Here is a 22,591-nt window from a genome sequence, read left to right as displayed (position 1 = left end):
ACCACCGCCGGCTCTGTGACATGTTCTTCGGTTACAGCTTGACGACCTGGCGTTCCCCGGCCGACCGGCGGGCCGCCTCGAGCACCTCGAGCACGGCGATCGAGTCCCGCACGTCGACCGGGGCCGGGGCGCCGTCGCGCAGGGCGGCCGCGAACCCGGCGTAGAAGTCCTGGTAGGCCCCCGGCTCGGTGGCCACCGGGCGGGACCGCCCGTCGTATTCGGTGAGCACGCCGTATGCGCTCTCCGGCTCCTCGCCCCAGCCCGGCTCGGTCGGCACGCGACCCGCGCGCAGTGCGTCCTCCTGCACGTCGAGGCCGAACTTGGTGTAGGCACCCCGATCACCCAGCAGCCGCAGCCGCGGCGCCGGCCCGGCCGCGACGTCGCTGATCCACAGGTGCGACCGCACGTCACCATCGTGGCGCAGGGCGAGGAACACGTCGTCGTCGACGGTCAGCCCGGCCCGGCGGGTGTGCACCTCGGCGTAGACCTCGGTGACGGGCCCGAGCAATTGCAGCGCCTGGTCGACGAGGTGGCTGCCGCGGTCCCACAGCACCCCACCGGCGTCGGCCGGGTCACCGCTCTCCTTCCAACCCCCCTTGGGCACCGGCCGCCACCGGTCGAACCGCGACTCCAGCCGCAGCACCCGCCCGATCGCCCCGTCGGCCACCAGCCGCCGGGCGGTCAGGAAGTCACCGTCCCACCGCCGGTTCTGATACACGGTCAGCAGCAGCCCACGCTGCGCGGCCAGGGCCGCGAGCTCCTCACCCTCGGCTGCGGTCGGCGTGAACGGCTTGTCGACGACGACCGCGAGCCCGGCCTCCAGCGCGGCCCGGGCGACCGGCACATGCGCCCGGTTCGGCGTTGCGACAACGACAGCGTCGAGGTCGTCGGCAGACCACAGTTCCTCGGCCCGCTCGACCACGCGGACGCCCGGATAGCGCTCGGCGGCGCTCGCCCGCCGGCTCACGTCTGCGGTGACGATCGCGGTGAGGCTGAGCCCGTCGGTGGTGCTGATCAGCGGTGCGTGAAACACCGAGCCGGCCAGCCCATACCCAACCAGCCCGACGCGGAGCGTGGTGTCGATCATGGCTCCAGTCTCTCAAACAGTCCGCCGGCGCTCCAGGGCGCCGCCTTTCCGATTGAAGGCCGGTAATGTCGTGGCGTCGGGCCGTTGACGGGTGGAGTCGCGATGGTTGCTGCAGCAAACGTGGTTGTCGTCGGCTCCGGAATGGCCGGCGCAGCGACCGCCGTCGAACTGGCGCGATCGGGCGTCACCGACATCGCGGTGTTGTCGGCGGGGCGCACAGGAGCCGTTGGCATTGCGGATCCGTGGTCCGAATGGGTGAGCCGCAATGAGCACTATCAACCGATGCCGGGAGCCCAGGCCCGGATCGGAGGTCGCTCCAAAGCCTGGTACGGCGTCACCCTTCGCCTCAGCGAACAGGTCCGAGCCGATTGGCCGGCACCGATCGCAGCTCGGCTTCCACGCCTCTATGAGCGAACGGAAAGGCGCCTCGCGGACTGGAAAGGGGCCGCCCTCGACGAGCCGACGTGCCCGGCCGACGTGGCGCTGGCCGGCCTGCCCAGCTTGACCGGACAACCGTTCCGGATCGTCCCGACCGCGGCGTTCTGGCACGCCGGGCCGAGCGGCCCGGTCTGGCGGGCCTTCTCACCTATCGACGAGATCGACCATCCTGAAGTGACGATCATCGAGGGACGGCGAGTCGTCGAGGTCGAGGCGGCGCGCGGAGACGGGCTGGAGGTCGTCTCGCTGGACGAGGTCACAGGAGAGCCGTTGCGCACCACGGCCCACACGGTGGTGCTGGCCGCCGGGACATTGGAGACCACCCGGATCTTCGCCCAGTCGATGGATCGGCTGGGCGGCGTGCGGGCGCCGGCCTGGCCCGGACTCGCCAGCAAAATCAAACAGGGCGTACTGACCCGGCCCGCGCCCTGGATGCTGGAGCGCTACCGGTCTGGCGACCTGGCCTACCTGGTCGCGGAGCACCCGCAGGACAACGCCAACCTCTTCCTCGAGTTGCGGGACGATGCGACGGGCCGGCCGTACGTCGATCTGTGGTGGTTCGCCGAGCAGTCGGCGACCGAACGGGCGACGGTCACGTTCACCGCGGAGGGCGCGATCTGGGCCGGCACGGTGGCGTGCGAGTTCGGGGCCGTCGACCGGCAGCTCGCCGCCGAACGCGCGCAGCTGGCCAATCGCCTGCTGGCCGAGTGGGGCTGCCAGCCGGCGGACCTCGGCCGCGACCCGCACCCGGGCAAGGCGTCAGCGCAGGCCGTCTTCGACCGCGAGGCGGTCCACTATCGCAATCCGATCGGCCTGTCCGACCATGAGTCAGGCACGATCCCGCTCGGGGAGCACCTCGACGACACCGGGATGTCCCGCACGGTCGAAGGCCTGTACGTCGCCGGGCCGGCGGCATTTCCGCGGGCCGGAGCCGCGAATCCCAGCCTGACGATCCTCGCGCTGGCCCGGCTGCTGGCCGAGACCATCAGCGCCCCAGCGAGCCGCCGAGCTCCACACACACCAGCCCTCTCGTCGTTCCGATCAGCAGACGAGCGGCATCAGGGGTCGACGCATCGGTGACCGACAGGATCGGCACATCAAGCGGGATGGCGGGCAACGGCAGTCCGGGTGTGAGGTCCCAGAGCAGCAGTTCGCCGCCGGCGCCGCCGGCCGCCATGACCTCCCTGCCATCAAGCGTGAGCCAAGCGACCGCCTGCAAGTGCTGGGCCGGCGCCTCCATTGTCCGGGCCGTCCCTGACTGCGGCTCCCAGATCATGGCCAATCCGTCCATACCCACCACAACGACCCGCAGCGGCCGATCACCGGACCCCGGGATCGCAACCGCCGCATTCGGCCGGCGGCCGTCGAACACATCCCAGGTCGCGACCACCGCACCGGTCGCACTGCGCAACAGTCCCACCTCGTTCGCGGACACGTATCCCGTCAGTTCCATCGGCCCGGCATCGCGCAACGCGAAGACGGACCTCGCCGCGCGGCCGGCGATCCGGGCAACGGGCTCCCGGCCGACGACGTCCCAGATCTGCACCGCGCCGTCTTCGAGGGCGATCGCCACCTTCTGCGCCTCCAACCAGCAGACATCGACGACCGCCGCACCGGCGTTGACCTCGCCGCGAGCGTCGAGTCCAGCGCCGAACCAGTGCAGGGACCCATCGCTGCCGCCCGCCGCCAGCAGTACGCCGCCGGAGTCGGGACCGGCCGCAACGGCAGTGAAGGCGCCATGGCCGCCCGGCGATGCCGCACCCAGCACGTCGGCCGCGTCGAGCCGCCACAGCCGCAGCTCGCCGTCACCGCCGATGGCGGCGCAATACGGCACGCCATCGCTGGTGAACGGCGCGACGTCGAATTGCACGGCGCTCGATGCGATCAGCGGCTCCCGGACCGGCCGACGCTCACGCACGCTCCACAACGACACGGCACCGGCCTCGCCGACCACGGCGAACTCCTCGCCCGCGGCGGACCGCATGGGCACAACTGCCCGCAGGCCGCCGTCGCTTCCTTCGTGGACGGTCTCGGTGCCGATGAGCCGCCACTGCGTCTCACTCGTGTAAGTCACCCGGTGAAGCTTGATGCGGCCGTCGGCCCCGACGGTTGCCACTTCTGCCGTGTCCTGATGCTCCGCGACGACGGCCACGTCACGGATGCCGCCGGCGTGCCCGCTGACGACCGTCAGGCAGTGCTGGTGCCGTTCGGGATGCCAGATCCGCACCGTGGCGTCAACCCCGGCGGAGACGACATATCCACTGCGAGTCGCCGTCCCGCTGATTGCCGCCAGGCACAGCACGGGGCCGACGTGTCCGGTCATCGCGGGGCCGACGGGCGCCCGCGACGCCGGGTCCCACAGCTGGATCGACCCGTCGTCAGCGCTCGTGGCCAGCCAGTCAACGGTGCCGGCGCGCACCGCGGTTACGCCCGAGATGGTGCCGGCGCCGGAGTGCGCGAGCGGCGGATCGCCGAAGGACGCCACCTGCTCGATGTCCCACAGTCGGAGCCGGCGGTCGTCACCGACCGATGCCAGAACCGCCGAGTCGCCCGACACGGCGGCCACGGCCAGGTCACGCACCGGCCCGGCATGGGCGTCGATCCGACCCGTGACCGCTCCGGACTCGTCCAGCAGGAGAATTCGGCCCTCGCTGGTGCCCACCGCCAGTCGATGGGGGCCGTTGTCCAGGGGACAGGCGCACCAGATCGGCGCCTCGCCCAATGGCAGCGGCGAGCGGCGCAGCTGAGCCGTCCGAAGGTTCCAGAAGAACACGAAGCCGGACATCGCGACGGCCACGAGGGTCTCCGGGCCACCCGATGAACGCATGACGCAGACGTCCCGCAACGGGTCCGGCGAACGCAGCCCGGCCGCGCGCCGTGGGCGGCCGCTGGGGCTCCAGAGTCGGATGGTTCCGTCGGAACCGCCGGATGCGATCAGGTAGGCGCCGCTTGGTCTCGCCACCACACACGCCGACACGACCGTTCCGATGTGGCCCGACAGCGCCGGCCTGGCCGGGTTGGGGGATCGGGGCCGCCACTGCCGGACGGTGGCGTCATCACCCGCTGAAAGCACACGAATGTCCGGCCCGGCGCCCCAGGCGCTGAGGCCCCACACCGCACCTCGATGCCCGGACAGCACGGCCTCGACGTCGCCCGGCCGGTTGGACAGCACACACTCGATGTGGCCCTCGTAGCCGGCGAAGGCGATCACCTCCGCTTCCTCGGCGGCTTGAGCGACGCACAGTGACCGCAGCCCGGAGGTCCGGCGAACCAGGACCTGCCCGTCCGCCTGGCCGATGACCCACCGGCGCACGGTGCCGTCGACACTGGCCGAGTAGAACGTGGCCGGCTCCCGGTGGATCTGCGACGGTGCGAGCGCGACAACCGGTCCGTCGTGCCCGGCCAGCACCGCCGTCGGTGCACCGCCGGCGGCCATGTCCCAGACGCGAATCGTGCCGTCGTAGCCGGCCGACACGATCCACGAGCCGCCGACCGGCTGATCGACGGCGGCCACCGCGCGGACCGTCCCGACATGGCCCAGCATCGGCGGGACCAGCAGCCGGCCGGTGCTGATGTCCCATGCGCAGACCCGGCCGTCGCTGCCGCCCGACGCCACCCCCGTCCGCCCACTGGGCAGCCGGAACGCGCACACCGCCTCAACCGTGTCGGTGTGCGCCCGCATCGGCTCACCGTGCGGCTCGGCGGTGAATGGGTCCCAGACCCGGACCAGGAAGTCGTCGCCACCAGAGGCCAGCAGCACTCGATCGGCGTCGGCGACGACACAGATCTCGTTCACGAAGCCCTCGTGGGCCGGCAGCGTCACGTGCAGGGGCTGGCTCGATGTGACCGCCCACCGGATGACCCACGGCGTGCGTGGTGACGGACGATCCTCGCCCAGCAGGAATCCCTGCGTGAGCGCCGTGGCGAACTGCCGCACTCCGGCCGCGTCGGCCGCGCGGCCGGTCCGGAGTCGGTGGTGGGCGGCGATGATGCCGGCGATCTCCGGCGGGATCGCGTCCGATGTGAAGATTGATCGCAGCGCGTCAACGGTGACGGCGGCCGGGTCCAGTTGGTCCAGCAGCGTCGGCACCGCAGCCAGTGAGCGCCAGGCGTTGCCGTCGGCGACGTGGCCGGACAGGTTCCGGACCAGATACGGGTTGAGCTCGGCAGTCTCACGGGACGCCGCCGCGATGAGGGCCAGGCTCACGTCGCGCTGCATCCGGGCGTGGCGGTCGTCGTTCATGCCGTCGACCAGGCCGACCGGAAGAACTCAAGGAATGTGCGGTGCGCGAGGCGATAGACCGTATTGTCCTGTTGCGTGTCGATGGCAATGTACGGTTGCGCCCGGGCCAGGAGTTCGCTGATGTCGCCGTCGTTGATGGCCGCCGGACCCTGGTGCAGTGCGCTCGCCATCGTGGCCCAGATGCCGTCCCGGATCGGCACCCCGCGCCCTCGGGCCAGCGCCAAGGCCCACAGCAACGCCGACGACTGAGCCGACCAGCTCTCCAGGCGAGCCACCGCGGCGGCGAAAAGATCACTGTGGTCCCCGTTGAGCAGCGCGTCCAGATCGTCGTGCCGATCGCCGGCCAACAACTCCGGACGAGCGATGAGCTCATAGACCGCCAGCCGGGCAAACAGGAAGTGCCGATTCCGGGCGGCCACCCGGCGGGCCGCATCGGCCACCATGGCACCGGACACGCCGGCCAGCCGCTCATCCTGAGCCCGTGCGACGGTCAGACGGCGAGCGACGTATCGCGCGATCGCCTTATCGTCGCGCTCGACGGCGAGGAAAGTTTCGGCGCCCGCCTGGACGCCGAGCGCGTCGAGCAGGTTGCGGTCGGTGCCGGCCGGAAAGTCCGGGCTCTCCCGTGTCGATGCACGAGTGCCGACGACGACCCGCACGTTGTCGAGGCGGGCCAGCGGCCGCAGCAGGGAGCCAGCCATAGCGACGGGGTCGAGCGCCTCGTCCAGCGCGTCGGCGAGCACGGTGAACGATCCGGTCCGCGACAGCAGGGCGCCGAGGAGCCATGCGATGTCGCCGGCGACATCGATAGCGCTGCCACCGTCCTGGCCCGCGGTTGGCACCGGGCCGAGTCCGGCACCGTTGGCGATGCGGATCACGCATCCGGCCACCGACATCCCGGCTAGGTGGATCACCAGGTCAAATGCGTTCTCGGGCGGGTCGTCCGCCCCGCGCAGCGGCTCGATCAGACCGGCCAGGATCAACGCGTCTCGCAGCTCCGGCAGGCTGTGAACGAGAGCGTGCCCGAGCAGGGCCGACTTTCCGGAGCCGGCCGGGCCGGTGACAACGAACAGACCGGAGTGGGTCGAGCGCAGCCACTCCGAGATGACCCGCGTCTCTTCATCGCGGCCTTGGAAGAACCATGAGACCTCGCCCTCCTCGGCCGCCTGAGCCTTGGCCAGGAAGTGCCGTCGCTCGTCGGCGGAGAGCTGGTTGACGGCGTCCTCCAGCAGCCGGAGCATGTCGAGCGGAACGGAGACCGTGGCCGCGATCGGCGTGGTCGCGCGCTCCAACGCCGCCGAGCCCAGCCGGCGACCGATCACGAGACCACCGGCAAGGCGGCGATCGAGCTCGCCGACCAGACGCCAGAGCTCGATGCGGCGGTTCGAGCGGAAGTTCTCTTGCAGACAGGCCTGCAGAGCCGACCGGAAGCGGCCGATCGGCACCGCACCGTCGGCGGATACGCCCACCAGCATGACTGCATCGGCTCCGACCGGCCCTTCCGCCAGCAACGCGTTCAGCCGGTCGACGAACCGGGACGACCAGCAGGCCTCGATGACGACGAGGGCCCAATGTCCCTCCGCCGTCGCCTGACGGGTCCGAGCGGCCTCCGCCAACTGCTCCGGGCCGACTCCGAACGCACGGACGGTGCGAGGACTGCGCGCATGGGCGAGCGCCGCTTCCAAACCGTCCGACCAGCCGTGGCCGACCCAGTACAGCACTGTATTCACCGAGTCGGGGCGATAGGCCCATTCCAGCAGACGCGCCGTCACCGCATCGCCGCCGCGATCATCCGATCGGGTGAGCCAGGGCGTCAGCCGGCTGCCGAAGGGTGTGAGCACCTCGTGCACGGCGTCCGCCTCGCTGTCCGCGTCCAGGGCGGGATGCTGGTCATAGTGTCCGACCGCGATCGGATAGAACTCAACCATCTGACCTCTCGTCGGCGGGCGGAGTCACGAGTACGACTTCCGAAACTGCCGACATGCCACCACCGATGGCCTCGACCCGATAGAGGCCGGGCGCCTCGACTCGCGTAGTGGCCGTGACGGTGCCGCCGCCCGACGCTGCTGCGGGGGCGGCGATCGGCCGCTCGGTGGTCACGTCGATCACGCGGCACTGGACGTCCCGCGGGTGCTCGACACCACTGATGACGATGGTCAGCGGTTCGCCCGATGCGACGAGGTCGGGCACGCTCACGCCGATCTCATGATCGCCGAGCCAGGGCGCGGTGGTCTCCTCGAACAGCACGTCACGAACCATCGTGATGGCCTCGTGCGTCTTGGCGATAGCCCCATGCGACTGCGGCAGCGGCAGCGCCCGGGCGCCGGGCAGCTGAGCGGACTGCCGGTGTACGGTGCCGTCGCCGGCGAGGTTTACCCGCTCGATACCACCTTCGCCCGGACGGCAGGTGTACTCGTGCGTGCTGAGGACGCCCATTTCGACGGACAGTGACTGCATGGTCTGCTGGCTCGTGCCGACGATCTGCACAAACTGACCGCCCGTATCGGACGGCGGCTGCTCGCGCGCCCGCAGCGCCGCTTCCGCAAGTTCGGCGTCGCCCCCGATATCGGCGACGTCGGCCGGAGTCAGGCTACGGGCGTCGTCGCCCATGTCGACACAGCGAAACGTCGGCAACAGGTTGTAGACACCCGGCAGGGTCGCGGCCAGGGCCCGCAGCTGTCGGCGAGGAAGCGGCAACGGCGCCCCGCTGGCGCCGGCCAGCATCGCCATCACCTTGACGGCGCCGAAGAACGGCGTCCCGAGCGTGATCACCCGGCGAACCTCGGCTCCGATGGATTGACGCACCGCTTCGGCGGCCACCAGGCCGCCCATGGAGTGAGCGACGATCACCAGGCGCGCTGCCGCGGCCGCAGCAGGGCTCGGATGCGACGGGTGAGCTCTCCACGCCTCGAGATGGAGCTGGCCGGCCTCGGCCAATCTCGCGGCGTTGTAAGCGACGGGCAGCCGCCAATCGTAGGGATAGGGCAGCACGGCATCCGGATGCAGTACGGCCTCGCGCAGCGCGTTCACCAGCCGGCCGTAAGGCTCGATGCCCCGCAGATGTGGGGCGAAGGCCGGTGCCCGCAAGAGTCCCGTCGCGCGGATCCGGCCGTATCGCCCGCCCCGCTCCTCTGCTGAGAGGTGCAGAACGTCGAGCGAGCCGCGGCGGCACCACGCATCCATGTACCAACGGGGATCTCGCAGTCCCCAGACCATGCGGCCCGACGCGGCGTCGACGAGTTCACTACCCATGATCCCGGGGACCACGATGACGGCGTCGGCCGTCCGGGGAGTCCGATTGGCGTCTACCACTCCGAAAGCATAGACACAGCGCTCCCGCGTCGGATTACACGAATTCGAAGAGCCAGTGACTCAGGCAGCGGGAGGCCGCCCTGATCCGGAACCGCAGCCCGGTTCGCTCGATCAGTTCCCGGAACGCTCGCAGCTCGTTGCCGGAGTCGTTGAACTCGTCGAGGTAGAGCAGCGTGCCCGGATGCAGGAAGCGTTCGACGTGCAGCAGGACGGAGCGAGCGGACGAGTAGACATCGACATCGACGTTGATCAGGAGCCGGTCGAACTCCGGCGGCTCGAACGACGAGAGCGTTTCATCGAACCAGCCCGACACGACCGAGATGCGCGAATCCTCGAACACCGGAGCCCGCCCCTGCAACGAGAACGCGCCGCGAGGAATGTCGTGCCGCCAGGTCTCCGGGAGCCCCTGGAAGCTGTCGAAGCCGATGAACCGAGCCCGCGGGCTCGGCAATCGCTCGGCGACATAGCGCAGCGACTGGCCAGTGAACACTCCGAACTCCAGATACAGCGGCTTGGCGGTGCCCATACCGGCCAGCGCGATGTCGAGCACCGGCCAGCGGTTGACCAGTCCGCGCTCTGGCGGCAGGGCATGACCCACGCTGCGCAGCCAATGGCCGAGTTCGAGATGACTGGCGATCCGTCGCAGCCGACCGACGCCCGACGCGCCGAGCCGGGCCCCGACTCCGGCCAGCCGACGTTTGACCAGATGATGCAAACGGCACTCCCCTGATCGACGGCCTTACATACAAGATTACCCGCTCGCGCACTGATACCATCGGCGCGCGTTATGCCGTGGGAGCCGCAGACCGCACCTCCGTCCGCATCTTTGGAGTGCTCCCATGCTTCGCAAGTCCCTCGTTCCGGCGCTCGCGGCCGTGCTGCTGGTCGCCGCCTCCTTCGTCCTCGCCCCGCCGGCCCGGTCGGCGACCGCGCCCGTGCGCATCATGCCGCTCGGCGACTCCATCACCGCCGGGCCCGGCTGCTGGCGGGCCAAGCTCTGGCACCGGCTGGTGACCAGCGGCTACTCCAACATCGACTTCGTCGGCGGGGTCTCCGACGGCGGTGGCTGCAACCCCGGCTACGCCTACGACTTCGACCACGAGGGCCACGGCGGCTACTCGGCGACCGGGATCGCCGACAACAACCAGCTCCCGCCGTGGCTGGCCGCGGCCAAGCCCGACGTGGTACTCATGCACCTGGGCACCAACGACATGTGGGGCGGCTACATCCCCCTGGCCACCAAGCTCGCCGCGTTCACGAAGCTGGTCGGGCAGATGCGGGCCGACAACCCCAACATCAAGATCATCGTTGCCCAGATCATCCCGATGAGCGCGGCCGCCTGCTCCACCTGCCCGGCCGACGTGCTCGCGTTCGACCAGGCCCTCCCGGCCTGGGCGGCCGGTCTGACCACGGCACAGTCCCCGATCACCCTGGCCGACCTCTGGACGGGCTTCGACGCGGTGGCCGACACGGGCGACGGCGTGCACCCGAACGACGCCGGCTTCCAGAAGATGGCCGACGCCTGGTATCCGGCGCTCACCAAGGTCCTCGGCGGCGTCAGCCCCTCACCGACGTCCGCGTCACCGTCCCGCTCCGTGTCCACGTCACCGTCCCGCTCGGCCTCCGCCTCGGCCTCCGTGTCGCCGTCGCGGTCCGTGTCGTCCTCGCCGTCGCGCTCGGTGTCGTCCTCGCCGTCGCGCTCCGCATCGTCCTCGCCGTCGGCGTCGTCGGGCGGCGGCCGGTGTACCGCGACCTACAAGGTCGTCTCGCAGTGGGGCGGCAACTTCCAGGGCGAGGTGACGGTGACGAACACCTCGGCCACCGCCTCCACCGGCTGGACGACGACGTTCACGTTCGCCAACGGCCAGCAGCTCTCGCAGGCCTGGAACGCCACACCGACCCAGTCGGGGGCGACGGTCACCGCCCGCAACGTGAGCTACAACGGCACCCTGGCCCCGAACGGCTCCGCGACCTACGGCTTCCTGGCCTCCTGGAACAACGCCACCAACGCCGTCCCGGCCGTCACCTGCACGCTGTCCTGACCCCCGCACCGCACCGAGCTCAGGGCCGCCGGCTCCGTCGGCCCTGAGCTCACGAGGCGGCGACGCCGGCCTCGACGGCCAGCAGCCCGGCCTGCGTGCGGTTGGCGCAGCGCAGCTTCACCAGCACCCGGGAGACGTAGCCCTTCACCGTCGCCTCGGTCAGGTGCAGCCGGCGGCCGATCTGGGCGTTGGACAGCCCCGCCCCGAGGCACGCCAGGACCTGGGTCTCCCGCCCGGTCAGGCCGGCCACCAGGGCCACCCGCGGGTCGCGGCCGCCACCGCGCTCACCGGCCTCGGCGAGCAGCCGCCGGGTCGCCACCGGCGAGAGCACGGTATGGCCGTCGGCGGCGACCCGCACCAGGTTGATGAGATCCTTCGGGGGCGTCGACTTCACCAGGAACCCGGCCGCACCGGCCCGCAGCGCCCGCACGACGTACTGGTCGGCGTCGAAGGTGGTCAGCGCCACGACCACCGGCGGGTCCGGGAGCGCGGCGATGCGGGCGGTGGCGGTCAGCCCGTCCACGCCCGGCATCCGCAGGTCCATCAGCACCACGTCGGGCCGGTGCCGGATCACCGCCTCGACCGCCGCCGCACCGTCGTAGGCCTCGTCGACGACGGTGATGTCCGCGGCCGACTCCAGGATGACGCGCAGATGCGCGCAGACCAGCAGCTCGTCGTCGACCAGCAGGACCCGCGGGCCGCGCCCCGTCACGACGCCGCCTCCACCGCGCCTCGAGCGGGCCCGAACGCCGGCCGGACGCGCGGGCCGCGGCGCGGGCGGGCACGAACGCCGGCCGGGCGCGCGGTCACGGCGCCGGCTCCACCGCGGCGTGGGTGGGCACGAACGCCGGCAGCCGCGCCGTGACCAGGAACCCGCCGTCCGTGTCGGGTCCGGCCGTCAGGGTGCCGTTGACCAGCTCGACCCGCTGCCGCAGGCCGTAGAGGCCGGTGCCCGAGCCCGCCGCGACGAGCAGCTCGTCGACCGGCCCGGTCGGGGCGCCGTTGCGGACCGACACGCGGACACCGTCGGGCCGGTATCGCAGCCGGACGCGGACCGGCGCGCCCGGCGCGTGCTTGCGCGCGTTCGTGAGCGACTCCTGCACGATGCGGTGCAGGGTGCGCCCGACCACCGGCGAGGCCAGCTCGCGGTCGCCCTCCTCGGTCAGCTCGACGTCGATGCCGGCCACCCGCGACTCGGCGACCAGCGGCGCGATCGGCGGAGCGGGCGGCTGCGCGGCGACGCCCGGCCCGACCCCCGTCGGGGCGTGGTCGACGGCGCCGTCCGGTGCGGTCTCGCGCAGGATGCCGACCAGGTCGCGCAGCTCGGCGAGGGCCTGGCAGCCGGTCACCCGCAGCTCCTCGGCGGCGCCGCGCACGGCCTCGTCGCGGGTGCTCACGACCAGGCCACCGGCCTGCACGACCATGAGGCTCACCCGGTGGGTGACGACGTCGTGCATCTCCGCCGCCAGCCGCACCCGCTCCTCCACCCGGGCCCGCTGGGCCACGAGGTGCTGCTCGCGCTCGGCCCGCTCGGCCCGGTCGACGAGGGCCTGGACGAGCCGGCGCCGGGCGCCCGCGTAGAGGCCCAGCAGTGCGGCGCCCACGACGAACGCGAACGTGCGCCCGACCACCTCACCGGCGCCGGGCATCCCCGCCCACGGTCCGGCGAGCACGGCCCCGATCAGCAGCGCGACCGCGAGCGAGCCGCCGCGGCGGCCACCGGCCGAGGCCAGCGCCGTGTATACCGCGAACGGCGCGGTCGGCGGCCACCACGGCAGCCAGTTCGCCTCGACGCCGACCGGCACGAGCGCATCCGGCGCGAGCCGGTCGACGACCGCGACGGCCACGGACAGCCCGGCCGCCACCCACACCGTCGCCACCGGGGCCCGGCGGCGCCACCAGAGCAGGACCGCCGAGCCGGCCAGCACCGCCGTCGTCAGCCCGTGCCACGGCCGCAGCACCGGCGCCGGGCCGCTGGTCAGGCTGACCCCGATCGCCAGGGCGACCAGGACCGGTGCGATGTCGAACAGGGCGGTGCGCAGCCACCCGGGAAGACCGCGCGTCATGCTCACCACAGTACGGATCGCAGCGCCCCCGGACCGCCCGCGAACGTCGATATCGGATACCGACCTTCGTAGGTGTCCGATGCCTTCCTTCCGGGCTCCTCAGGGCGGCTCGTCCTCGGCTGGAATCGGTGGTGCACCAGCAACTGTCCGTGTAGCCGACGAGGGGCGCCGCATGATCCTCACACTGACGGTGCGCGGCATCCGCGCCCGCAAGCTCCGCCTCGGGCTCACGATGCTCGCCATCGTGCTCGGCGTCGCGTTCGTCGCCGGCACGATGATGTTCCGGGCCACCATGGACTCCGCCGTCGACACCGCGTTCGCGGGCACCGGCGGCGGCACCGACGTGCTGGTGCGGGCCAGGAAGGCGTTCGGCGCCCAGCTCGGCGAGGGCGCGGACCAGCCGGTGCCGGCCGGTCTGCTGCCGGCCGTGGAGCGGGTCGGCGCGGTGGGCAAGGCGCACGGCGCGGTCGCCGGGTTCGCCGCGGTCGTCGACCGGCAGGGCGACCTGATCGGCGACGGGCCCTACACCGGCCTGGACTGGACCGACGACCAGGACTTCGCGCCGGCCCGGCTGCGCGGCGGCAACGCGCCGAAGCGCGCCGACGAGGTCGCCATCGACTCGACCACGGCCAGGAAGGGCGGCTTCAAGGTCGGCGACCGGGTACGCGTCGCGCTGGCGGGCGGCTCCCAGGAGTTCACGTTGACCGGCATCTTCCGCTACGGCGCGGAGCACACGCCCGAGCCGGCGACGACGGCCTTCGAAGCCGGGACCGCGCAGCGGCTGCTCATGGAGACGCCGGGTACCTACCGGCAGATCCTGGTGCACGCCAAGGCCGGCACTACGCAGACCCAGCTCCGCGACGCGATCAGACCCGTGCTGCCGCCCGGCTTCGAGGCGATCACCGGCCAGCAGTCCATCGACGAGCGCACGGCGAGCATCAAAGACATCCTCAAACTGCTCAGCCGGTTCGTGCTCGCCTTCGCCGGGGTCGCCGTCTTCGTCGGCTCGTTCATCATCTTCAACACGTTCACGATGCTGGTCGCCCAGCGGACCCGGGAGCTCGCGCTGCTGCGGGCGGTCGGCGCGTCCCGGCGGCAGATCACCGCGATGGTCGCCGGCGAGGCGATCGTCATCGGCCTGGCCGGCTCCACCCTCGGCATCGGCGCCGGTGCGCTGCTCGCGCTCGGCCTGCGCCGGGTCTTCGCGCTGCTGGGCACCGAACTGCCGGCGGGCACCCTGACCGTGCCCGGCTCGGCGATCGTGTGGTCCTACACCGTCGGCGTGCTCGTCACGCTGGTCGCCGCCTACCTGCCGGGCCGGCGGGCCGGGCGCATCCCCCCGGTCGCGGCCCTGCGCGACGACGTCTCCATCCCGGTCCGCTCGCTGCGCGTCCGGGCGATCGGCGGCCTCGCGCTCGCCGGGGCCGGCATCGCGGCCATGATCGGCGGATCGTTCGCACCGAGCGGCTCGGCGATGGCGCTCACCGGCGGCGGCGCGGCGGTCGTCTTCCTCGGCATCGCGGTGCTGACACCGAGCATCGTCCGGCCGCTCACCTGGCTCGTCGGCTGGCCCCTGGTGAGGCTGGCCGGACCGGTGGCCCGCATGGGCCGGGCCAATGCCCAGCGCGACCCCCGCCGCACCGCGGCCACCGCGTCGGCGCTGATGATCGGCCTGGCGCTGATCAGCGGCGGCTCCGTCATCGCCGACTCCATGGCCGCCTCGGTGCGCCGGCAGGTCGACCGGGGCCTGGTGGCCGACTTCCGGGTGACGTCGAAGTCCTCGACCGCCGGGCTGAGCCGGCCGATGCTCGACGCGATCGCCCGGACCACCGGCGTCCAGGAGGTGATCCCCCAGCACACCGCCCGGCTGCGGCTCGGCGGCGAGCGGTTCACGGCGACGGCCGGGGACGGCGCCGCGCTGGTCCGGCTGTTCCGGCTGGACGTGACGGCCGGCCGCGGCACGGCGCTCGGAGCGGACGAGGTCATGCTGAGCCGGGCCGTCGCCGACGCGAAGGGCTGGACGGTCGGCAGTGTCGTGCCGGCCGAGTACGGCGACGGGGCCCCGGCCGGCCTGCGGGTCGTCGCCATCTACGCCGACGCCGAGGGCGCGCTGGAGACCGCACCGACGCTGCTGCTGGGGCTGCCCGGCTATCTGCGGCACTACGGCACCGACATCGACCGGATCGACGTCATCGCCGGGCCGGGTGGGGGCGGTGCGGCCACGCTGGCGGCGCTGCGGTCGGCCCTGCGGCCGTGGCCGAGCGTCGAGGTGCGGGACCGGCCGGCGATCAAGGCGCAGTACACCGGCGAGATCGACCTGCTGTTCACGGCGGTGCTGGTGCTGCTCGCGCTGTCGGTGGTCATCGCCGGCCTCGGCATCGTCAACACCCTCGCGCTCTCGATCATCGAGCGGACCCGTGAGATCGGCCTGCTGCGCGCGATCGGCCTGCGGCGCGGCCAGCTGCGGCGGATGATCCACTACGAGGCCGTGATCGTCTCGGTGTCCGGTGCGCTGCTCGGGCTGGCCACGGGCGTCGGCTTCGCGCTGGTCGTGCAGCGCGCCGCGGCCGGCGACGGGATCGAGGTGCTGTCGGTGCCGGTGGGGCGGCTCGCGCTGTACGTCGTCGCCGCCGCCGTCATCGGTGTCCTCGCCGCGATCTGGCCCGCCCGGGGCGCCGCCCGCATGAACGTGCTGCGGGCCATCGCCTCGGAGTAGCGATGCCCCCGGCGGTCACCGAGCGTAGGCTCTGATTGTCAGTTTGTGTCGAGCCGGCCGCTTTCTGGTTTGCCCGGCGGGCCGGGTGGAGAAGCGGTGGCCGCCGGTCGACGCGGTGAGCGCATCGACCGATAGGGTGTCGCTCAACGGGAGAGCACCATCGGATCGCGAATGCACGCTGCGTGTTAGGAGATCGCCCAGTGAGTGGCGAGTTGCCGAAGGTCACAGTCGTCGTTCCGACGTACAACGAGCGGGAGAATCTGCCGAAGATGCTGGCCTCGCTGAGCGAGCTGCATCTACCGAATCTCCATGTGCTGGTCGTCGACGACAATTCGCCCGACGGCACCGGCGAGGTGGCCGACAAGGCGGCCGCGGAGACCCCGGACAAGATCGGCGTCCTGCACCGGACCGCGAAGGACGGCCTGGGCCGCGCCTACATCGCGGGCATCACCCAGGCCCTGGACGAGGGTGCCGACGTCGTCATCCAGATGGACGCCGACCTGTCGCACCCGGCCTCGGCCATCCCGGCGATGCTGGAGGCCCTGCGCACCACCGACGCCGCCGTCGTCCTGGGCTCCCGCTACGTGGAGGGCGGCTCGGTCGCCGGCGAGTGGCCCTGGCACCGCCGCGCCCTCTCCGCCTGGGCCAACTTCTACGTGAACACGATCCTGCGCCTGCGCGTGAAGGACGTCACCGCGGGCTTCAAAGCCTGGCGCGCCGACACCCTCCGCAAGATCGACGCCGAGTCGATCCGCAGCAACGGCTACTCCTTCCAGGTCGAGATGAACTACCGCACCGTAGCCCGCGGCATGCGCATCGTCGAAGTCCCGATCCGCTTCGACGAACGCAGCGCCGGCACGTCGAAAATGAGCCTCAAAGTCCAAATCGAATCCGCCCTAATGCCCTGGCGCCTACTCTTCAGCGGCAAATCCGGCAAATAGCCCAACCCCGCAAAAGTGGCCCCGTCTCCGGACAGGGGCCACTTCGCATTTCCCCCCGCCACCCCCCCGCAGGCACCAAAGCCAAACAACAACGAACAGCAACCCCGGCAACAGGCGGCGAAGCCACGCCAAAGCGGCCACGCGAAACGACGACGGACAGCAACCCCGGCAGGCGAAACCACGAGCGGCGAAGCCAAGCGGAACGACGACGAACCGCAACCACGGCAATAGGGGCGCGGGTGGCGAAGCCCTCGCTGGGGAGCGAGCGAAGCTCGCGCGAGGAATGCGGAAGCGACAAACGGCAAACGGCCCCCGCCGAGTAGCAAGGGCCGTCCATTCGCTGTAGCGGGGACAGGATTTGAACCTGCGACCTCTGGGTTATGAGCCCAGCGAGCTACCGAGCTGCTCCACCCCGCGTCGGTAGGGTGAAGCCTAGCGTGTGGGGGCCTGAGTTCCCAAATGGGTTACCGGGGTCGCGTTGATCACGACCGGCGGCCGGGGCGGGGTGTGGATGTAAGGTTGACCGGTGAATTTGCCCAGTGCGCCGGAGAACGCCAAGCCGAAGGCTGTCATCCTGCTCAGTGGCGGTCTGGACTCCGCCACGGTGCTCGCCATCGCGGCGGCTGAAGGGTTTGAGACCTACGCGCTGAGCTTCCGGTATGGCCAGCGGCACAGTGTCGAGCTGGACGCGGCGCGGGCGGTGGCCGGGTCGCTCGGGGCGAAGCAGCATGTGGTGGCCGACATCGACCTGCGGATCTTCGGCGGGTCGGCGTTGACCGACGACGCGATCGGTGTGCCGCATCACGACGCGAGCGCCGAGCTGGGTGACGAGATCCCGGTCACGTATGTGCCGGCCCGCAACACGATTTTCCTGTCGTTCGCGCTGGCGTGGGCGGAGACGCTCGGCTCGCAGGATGTGTTCCTCGGTGTGAGCGCGGTCGATTACAGCGGTTACCCGGACTGCCGGCCGGAGTACATCGAGGCGTTCGAGAAGATGGCCAACCTCGCGACCAAGGCCGGGGTCGAGGGCACGCAGCGGCTGAAGATCCACACGCCGCTGATCGCGCTGAGCAAGGCCGAGACCATCCAGCGGGGCCTGGAGCTGGGCGTCGACTATTCGCTCAGCCACAGCTGCTATGACCCGGTCGACGGGCGGCCCTGCGGCACGTGCGACTCGTGCCTGCTGCGCAACCGCGGCTTCGCGGCGCTGGGGATGACCGATCCGGCCCTGACGGCGAAGGTCGGCTAACTCACGGTGTACCGCGTCAAGGAGATCTTCTACACCCTGCAGGGCGAAGGGATGCAGGCCGGCCGGGCCGCCGTGTTCTGCCGGTTCACCAGCTGCAACCTGTGGACCGGGCGGGAGCAGGACCGGCACCGGGCGATCTGTAAGTTCTGCGACACCGACTTCGTGGGCACCGACGGGCCCGGCGGCGGCCGGTTCCGCACCGCGGCCGAGCTGGCGGCGGCGGTGGCCAAGGCCTGGCGGGGCGCCGCCGACCCGCGCGGCAAGCCCTACGTCGTCTGCACCGGTGGCGAGCCGCTGCTGCAGCTGGACGCGGCGGCGGTCGACGCGCTGCACGCCGAGGGCTTCGAGGTCGCCGTCGAGACCAACGGGACCCAGCCGGCGCCGCCCGGGATCGACTGGATCTGCGTGAGCCCGAAGGCCACGGCCGAGGTCGTGCTGACGCGGGGCCACGAGCTGAAGCTGGTCTATCCGCAGGCCGACGCGCCGCCGGAGCGGTTCGAGCGGCTGGACTTCGAGCATTTCCTGGTGCAGCCGATGGACGGACCGGACCGCGAGGCCAACACGCGGGCCGCCGTCGAGTTCTGCCTGCGCCATCCGCAGTGGCGGCTGAGCCTGCAGACGCACAAGTACCTCGGGATCGCGTGATGGAGATCTTCCGCGAGTTCACGTTCGAGTCGGCCCACCGCCTGCCGAACGTCCCGGAGGGCCACAAGTGCGCCCGCCTCCACGGCCACTCCTACCGGGTGAGCGTGCACGTCCAGGGCGACGTCGACCCGGTCACCGGCTGGGTGATGGACTTCGGTGATGTGAAGAAGGCGTTCCAGCCGCTCCATGACCGGCTCGACCACTACTACCTCAACGACGTGCCCGGCCTGGAGAACCCGACCAGCGAGGTCCTGGCCCGCTGGATCTGGGAGCGCCTGATCGGCACGCTCCCGCTCGCCGCGGTCCACGTGCACGAGACCTGCACGTCGGGCTGCATCTACCGGGGCGACTGAGCACCGCGCGAAGCGGCACCGAGGACGATCACGAACTCGCCGCGCGGGTCGGGCCCGGCGGCCAGTTCGTCGCGCACGGTGGCCAAGGGGCCGCGCCAGGCTCGTTCGAAGAGTTTCGTCAGGTCGTTGAGGACGGCCGCCGGGCGGTCCGGGCCGGCCGCGTCGACCAGGTCGTCCAGGGTGCGCCGGAGCCGGTGCGGGGCCTCGTACAGCACCGCCGTCCGCGGCTCCGCGGCCACCGCGGCCAGCCGGCGGGCCCGCTCGGAGCCCTTGGCCGGCAGGAAGCCCTCGAAGCACCAGCGCGCGGCCGGCAGCCCGGAGAGCAGCAGGGCGGTCGTCGCCGCGTCCGGGCCGGGGGCCACCCGCAGTTCGCCGCCGCCGTCGAGGACGTGGCGGGCCACCCGCTGGCCGGGATCGGAGAGCATCGGCATGCCGGCGTCGCTGACCAGAGCCACCTGCCGGCCGGCGCGGAGCTGCTCGAGGATCCAGCCGGCCGAGCGCTCCTCGTTGTGCTCGCGGACCGAGATCAGCTGGGCCGGGTGGAGGTCGTAGGCGCTGAGCAGTTTGCGGGTGCGGCGGGTGTCCTCGGCGCCGACCACGTCGGCGTCGCGCAGGGCGGCCAGGGCGCCGTCGGAGAGGTCGCCCAGGTTGCCGATGGGCGTGCCGACCAGGGTCAGCGCGCCGCCCGTGTCCGGCGGCGAAGCGGACGCCTCCTCGACCGCGGCGGTGGCCGGCGCGACCCGCATCAGGTGGTACATCGCCTCGTCGCCGAACGCGGCCTCGGCCACGACCGCGTAGCCGGTGCCCTCGATCGCCCGGCGCACGATCGCGTCGGCGTCGTCGGCGTAGCCGCGCTTGCCCGACAGGCTGCGCCGGGGCAGGGTCACCACGATGTGCCGGCAGTCCAGGGCCGCGATGAGCCGCTGGGCCGCCCCGGTCTTCTGCTGCTCGACGGTGGTGAGGGTCTTGAGCACGAGCGCCACGTCGGCCTCGAGCGGGGGCGGGTCGCCGACCAGATCGGCCGTGGCCGCGGTGACCCGCACCGGCAGTACGGTGTCCAGCGCCGACAGCGCCGCGGCCAGGTTGCGGTCCACGTCGTAGCAGGCGTAGGTCGCGTCGGGGGCGAGCGCCAGCCACGGCAGGGCCAGGGGGTTGAGGCCGCAGGCCAGGTCGACGACCGACGCGGCCGGGCCGCACCAGGCGGCGATCTGCTCGTAGAACGGGTCCAGCCAGTCGATCCGCTCGGCCGCGGAGGCGTGGGCGCGCATCGCCTCGCGGCCGGCCTCCTTCGGGTCGGCGCCGGCGGCGACCTTCGCGACGTAGGCCCCGACCGCCTGGGCCGGGGTGCCGCTGACGAACGCGCCGAAGGCCTGGTGCAGCTTGCGCTTGGCCCATTTGACGGCCTCGCCGCGGTCCTTGAAACGCTGCGCCGCCTCCTGCGCGAGGCGGGCCACGAACGCCTCGTCGAGGCTGCGGTACTTCGGCGCCGCCAGGACCTGCCGGGCCACCGCGGCCGCGCGGTCGGCCGCGGACTCAGTGCCGCGGGCCACCGGAAGGCTCCTCCGCGACGGACTTGTCCAGCACCACGAACTCCTCGGTGCTGAGCCGGCCGCGGCGCACCGCCCAGCCGCGCTCGTCGCCCAGGCGCAGCAGCGCGTCGATGTGGGGGCGGGTGAAGACCGCGGCCCGGCCGTGCATCGCCTTGAGCGGGAACGAGACGACCACCCGGCGGGCCGCGACGTCGGCGACCAGCCGCCGGCCGGCGCCGGAGAGCCGGTCCTCGATGCAGTGGTACGTCTTGAGCAGGATGGCCACGTCGGCGACGACCGGTGTCACGAGCACGTCGCACTGCCGCACCTCGGCCGCCGCGTCCACCTGGGCGGCGAAGGCCCCGGTGGCGGCGACGAGCGCGCTGTTGAAGTCGTAGCCGACGTAGGGCGCGGCGGTGGCGGCCCGCAGCCACGGCAGCGTGAACGGGTTGAGCGCGCAGGCCAGGTCGGCGATGTCCGCGGGCGGGCCGGTGAGCTCGAACATGGCCGGGTAGAACTCGTCGAGGTCGGGCAGCCGCTCGGCGGTGGAGAAGTGCCCGGCGAGCGTGCCGCGGCACCAGGCCCGCACCGCGTCCGGGCCGTCCCCGACCGCCGCGTCGAGTCCGCGCAGCAGCCGGCCCGGACGAGCGGTCAGGAGGTAGTCGGCGACGACCTTGTGCAGCCGGAGCCGGGCCAGCCGCTCGAGGTCGGCGTCGTTGGTCGCGTGCACCGCCTCCTGGCGCACGACGTGGGCGATCGTGTCCGGGTGGATGCCGCTGTACTTGGGTGCGGCACTGAGCCGCCGGACCATCACCTCAGTCCGGTCGCTCATCCGGCAGTACCCATGCGATGTAAGGCTTCTGTGAGGCGGGTGTAGAAGCGCAGGTTGTGCATCGAGGCCAAGGTGCCGGCCAAGGTGTCCTCGATCCGGAACATGTGGGCCACCGCCCCGCCCGGCACGGTCGTGCACATCGGGCAGTCGCAGCCGGGGTCGATCGGGCCCTTCTCGCGGACCCAGCGCTCGTCGGTCAAGCGGGCGATCTTGTAGGGCCGGCCGCGCCCGATCGCGTCCACGTCCAGCGCGGTGTAGAGCACGCCGCGGCGCGCGTTGCGGGTCGGCAGCGTGCAGTCGAAGATGCCGTAGCCGGCCTGCCACGACTCGACGAGGTTCTCGGGGGTGCCGATGCCGAGCCCGTGCAGCGGCACCCCGGCCGGGAGGAGCTCGGCGACCAGCCGGACCTCGTCGACGAGCTTGCCGTCGACGATCGGGTAGCCACCGAAGCCGTAGCCGTCGAAGCCGATGTCGACCAGGGCGTCCGCGCACCGGGCCCGACGGTCCTCGTCCTGGCCGCCCTGGACGACCGCGAACAGCAGCGGCCGCTGATCCGCGGGGCGATCGGCGACGAGCCGGTCGAACACCTCCCGGCACTCGGCCGCCCAGCGCAGGGTGAGCTCGACGCTGCGCTCCTGCTCGGCCGCGGGCGCGCTGGGCGAGGTGCAGTAGTCGAGGCAGTAGACGATGTCGGCGCCGACGCGCAGCTGGGTCTCGATGCAGCTGCGCGGGGTCAGCTGGCGAAACTTCTGCTTCGGCGAGAACCGGTAGTTGAGTCCGGCGTCGTTGACCTCGGCCAGCCCGTTGCCGCTGGCGAGCAGGGAGAACGCCTGAAACCCGCCCGAGTCGGAGATCATCGGGCCGTCCCAGCCCATGAACCGGTGCGCGCCGCCGAGGGCCCCGATGACCGACGCGCCCGGCTGCAGGGCCAGGTGCGCGGTGCTCACCAGCAGCGCTCTGACACCAGATTCGGACAGGCGATCCGTGGGTACTCCCCGCACGACCGCCCGCGTCGCGTCAGGCACGAACACAGGCAGCGTCAGCTCGCCCCGCCGGGTCTGCAGGCGGGTCGGCGCGTCCTCCGGCAGCTCGACCTCGACCGGCGCCGGAGCGGGGGCACTGCGGGGCCGGGCCACGC

At 72.0% G+C, this 22,591-nt stretch carries 17 protein-coding genes and 1 tRNA gene; 7 read left to right on the top strand and 11 right to left on the bottom strand.

Features of this window, described 5'->3' with window-relative positions; genetic code table 11:
- Positions 1-31 precede the first annotated feature (31 nt).
- Entirely contained in the window at positions 32-1,087 is a 1,056-nt protein-coding gene (locus ACIA8L_RS04360; RefSeq protein WP_395900263.1) for a Gfo/Idh/MocA family oxidoreductase, read from the bottom strand.
- A 282-nt stretch (positions 1,088-1,369) separates the two neighbouring features.
- Between ACIA8L_RS04360 and ACIA8L_RS04355 the strand changes: the two genes are divergently transcribed.
- The gene (locus ACIA8L_RS04355; RefSeq protein WP_395900261.1) at positions 1,370-2,605 is read left to right on the top strand and encodes a GMC oxidoreductase; all 1,236 of its coding nucleotides are present in this window, start codon (positions 1,370-1,372) and stop codon (positions 2,603-2,605) included.
- Here the strand turns inward: ACIA8L_RS04355 and ACIA8L_RS04350 are convergent.
- Genes ACIA8L_RS04350 through ACIA8L_RS04335 form a run of 4 tightly spaced genes read right to left on the bottom strand, consistent with a single transcriptional unit; the run spans position 2,511 to position 9,795 of the window.
- Entirely contained in the window at positions 2,511-5,768 is a 3,258-nt protein-coding gene (locus ACIA8L_RS04350) for a WD40 repeat domain-containing protein (RefSeq protein WP_395900259.1), read from the bottom strand. The two genes, ACIA8L_RS04355 and ACIA8L_RS04350, sit on opposite strands and share 95 nt — an antisense overlap.
- The gene (locus ACIA8L_RS04345; RefSeq protein WP_395900258.1) at positions 5,765-7,696 is read right to left on the bottom strand and encodes a hypothetical protein; all 1,932 of its coding nucleotides are present in this window, start codon (positions 7,694-7,696) and stop codon (positions 5,765-5,767) included. Before ACIA8L_RS04345 ends, ACIA8L_RS04350 begins: the two co-directional genes overlap by 4 nt.
- Positions 7,689-9,080, bottom strand: coding sequence for a hypothetical protein (locus ACIA8L_RS04340; RefSeq protein WP_395900256.1), 1,392 nt, complete (start codon positions 9,078-9,080; stop codon positions 7,689-7,691). The genes ACIA8L_RS04345 and ACIA8L_RS04340 overlap by 8 nt, the downstream gene beginning before the upstream one ends.
- Positions 9,081-9,114: 34 nt before the next feature.
- Entirely contained in the window at positions 9,115-9,795 is a 681-nt protein-coding gene (locus tag ACIA8L_RS04335; RefSeq protein WP_395900254.1) for a class I SAM-dependent methyltransferase, read from the bottom strand.
- A gap of 124 nt (positions 9,796-9,919) precedes the next feature.
- Here ACIA8L_RS04335 and ACIA8L_RS04330 point away from each other — a divergent pair, with 124 nt between their 5' ends.
- Positions 9,920-11,122, top strand: coding sequence for a cellulose binding domain-containing protein (locus ACIA8L_RS04330; protein WP_395900252.1), 1,203 nt, complete (start codon positions 9,920-9,922; stop codon positions 11,120-11,122).
- 49 nt (positions 11,123-11,171) lie between these two features.
- Here the strand turns inward: ACIA8L_RS04330 and ACIA8L_RS04325 are convergent, their stop codons facing one another.
- Positions 11,172-11,834 (bottom strand): response regulator, encoded by a 663-nt coding sequence (locus tag ACIA8L_RS04325; RefSeq protein WP_395900250.1) that lies wholly within the window; start codon positions 11,832-11,834, stop codon positions 11,172-11,174.
- 94 nt (positions 11,835-11,928) lie between these two features.
- Positions 11,929-13,188, bottom strand: a complete 1,260-nt coding sequence (locus tag ACIA8L_RS04320; protein ID WP_395900248.1) for a sensor histidine kinase — start codon at positions 13,186-13,188, stop codon at positions 11,929-11,931.
- A 172-nt stretch (positions 13,189-13,360) separates the two neighbouring features.
- Here ACIA8L_RS04320 and ACIA8L_RS04315 point away from each other — a divergent pair, with 172 nt between their 5' ends.
- Together ACIA8L_RS04315 and ACIA8L_RS04310 are read left to right on the top strand one after the other, a co-directional pair.
- A complete protein-coding gene (locus ACIA8L_RS04315) occupies positions 13,361-15,904 on the top strand; it encodes an ABC transporter permease (protein WP_395900246.1) in 2,544 nt (847 codons plus the stop codon).
- A gap of 200 nt (positions 15,905-16,104) precedes the next feature.
- Positions 16,105-16,845 (top strand): polyprenol monophosphomannose synthase, encoded by a 741-nt coding sequence (locus tag ACIA8L_RS04310; protein WP_395900244.1) that lies wholly within the window; start codon positions 16,105-16,107, stop codon positions 16,843-16,845.
- Positions 16,846-17,188: 343 nt separating this feature from the next.
- Here the strand turns inward: ACIA8L_RS04310 and ACIA8L_RS04305 are convergent.
- Positions 17,189-17,262: transfer RNA gene (locus tag ACIA8L_RS04305), tRNA-Met, on the bottom strand.
- A gap of 109 nt (positions 17,263-17,371) precedes the next feature.
- Between ACIA8L_RS04305 and queC the strand changes: the two genes are divergently transcribed.
- From queC to queD, 3 genes are read left to right on the top strand one after another with little or no spacing between them, the layout of a single operon-like run.
- Positions 17,372-18,094 (top strand): 7-cyano-7-deazaguanine synthase QueC, encoded by a 723-nt coding sequence (gene queC / locus ACIA8L_RS04300; protein WP_395900242.1) that lies wholly within the window; start codon positions 17,372-17,374, stop codon positions 18,092-18,094.
- 6 nt (positions 18,095-18,100) lie between these two features.
- Complete coding sequence (queE, locus tag ACIA8L_RS04295; RefSeq protein ID WP_395900240.1) at positions 18,101-18,739, top strand: 7-carboxy-7-deazaguanine synthase; 639 nt, start codon at positions 18,101-18,103, stop codon at positions 18,737-18,739.
- Complete coding sequence (gene queD / locus ACIA8L_RS04290) at positions 18,739-19,092, top strand: 6-carboxytetrahydropterin synthase QueD (RefSeq protein ID WP_395900238.1); 354 nt, start codon at positions 18,739-18,741, stop codon at positions 19,090-19,092. The genes queE and queD overlap by 1 nt, the downstream gene beginning before the upstream one ends.
- On the opposite strand, the gene rsmI is transcribed toward queD, so the two are convergent.
- The 3 genes from rsmI to ACIA8L_RS04275 are packed head-to-tail and all read right to left on the bottom strand — an operon-like array spanning position 19,077 to position 22,589.
- The gene (gene rsmI / locus ACIA8L_RS04285) at positions 19,077-20,642 is read right to left on the bottom strand and encodes a 16S rRNA (cytidine(1402)-2'-O)-methyltransferase (protein ID WP_395900236.1); all 1,566 of its coding nucleotides are present in this window, start codon (positions 20,640-20,642) and stop codon (positions 19,077-19,079) included. The genes queD and rsmI overlap by 16 nt on opposite strands.
- Positions 20,626-21,453 (bottom strand): hypothetical protein, encoded by an 828-nt coding sequence (locus ACIA8L_RS04280; protein WP_395900234.1) that lies wholly within the window; start codon positions 21,451-21,453, stop codon positions 20,626-20,628. Before ACIA8L_RS04280 ends, rsmI begins: the two co-directional genes overlap by 17 nt.
- The gene (locus ACIA8L_RS04275) at positions 21,450-22,589 is read right to left on the bottom strand and encodes a tRNA-guanine transglycosylase (RefSeq protein ID WP_395900232.1); all 1,140 of its coding nucleotides are present in this window, start codon (positions 22,587-22,589) and stop codon (positions 21,450-21,452) included. The genes ACIA8L_RS04280 and ACIA8L_RS04275 overlap by 4 nt, the downstream gene beginning before the upstream one ends.
- Between the last annotated feature and the right edge of the window lie 2 nt (positions 22,590-22,591).

It is taken from the genome of Dactylosporangium sp. NPDC051541, from assembly GCF_044454505.1.
Lineage (GTDB): Bacteria > Actinomycetota > Actinomycetes > Mycobacteriales > Micromonosporaceae > Dactylosporangium.
The sequence above is the reverse complement of the archived record's forward strand: the minus strand, read 5'-3'. Positions and strand labels throughout refer to the sequence as shown.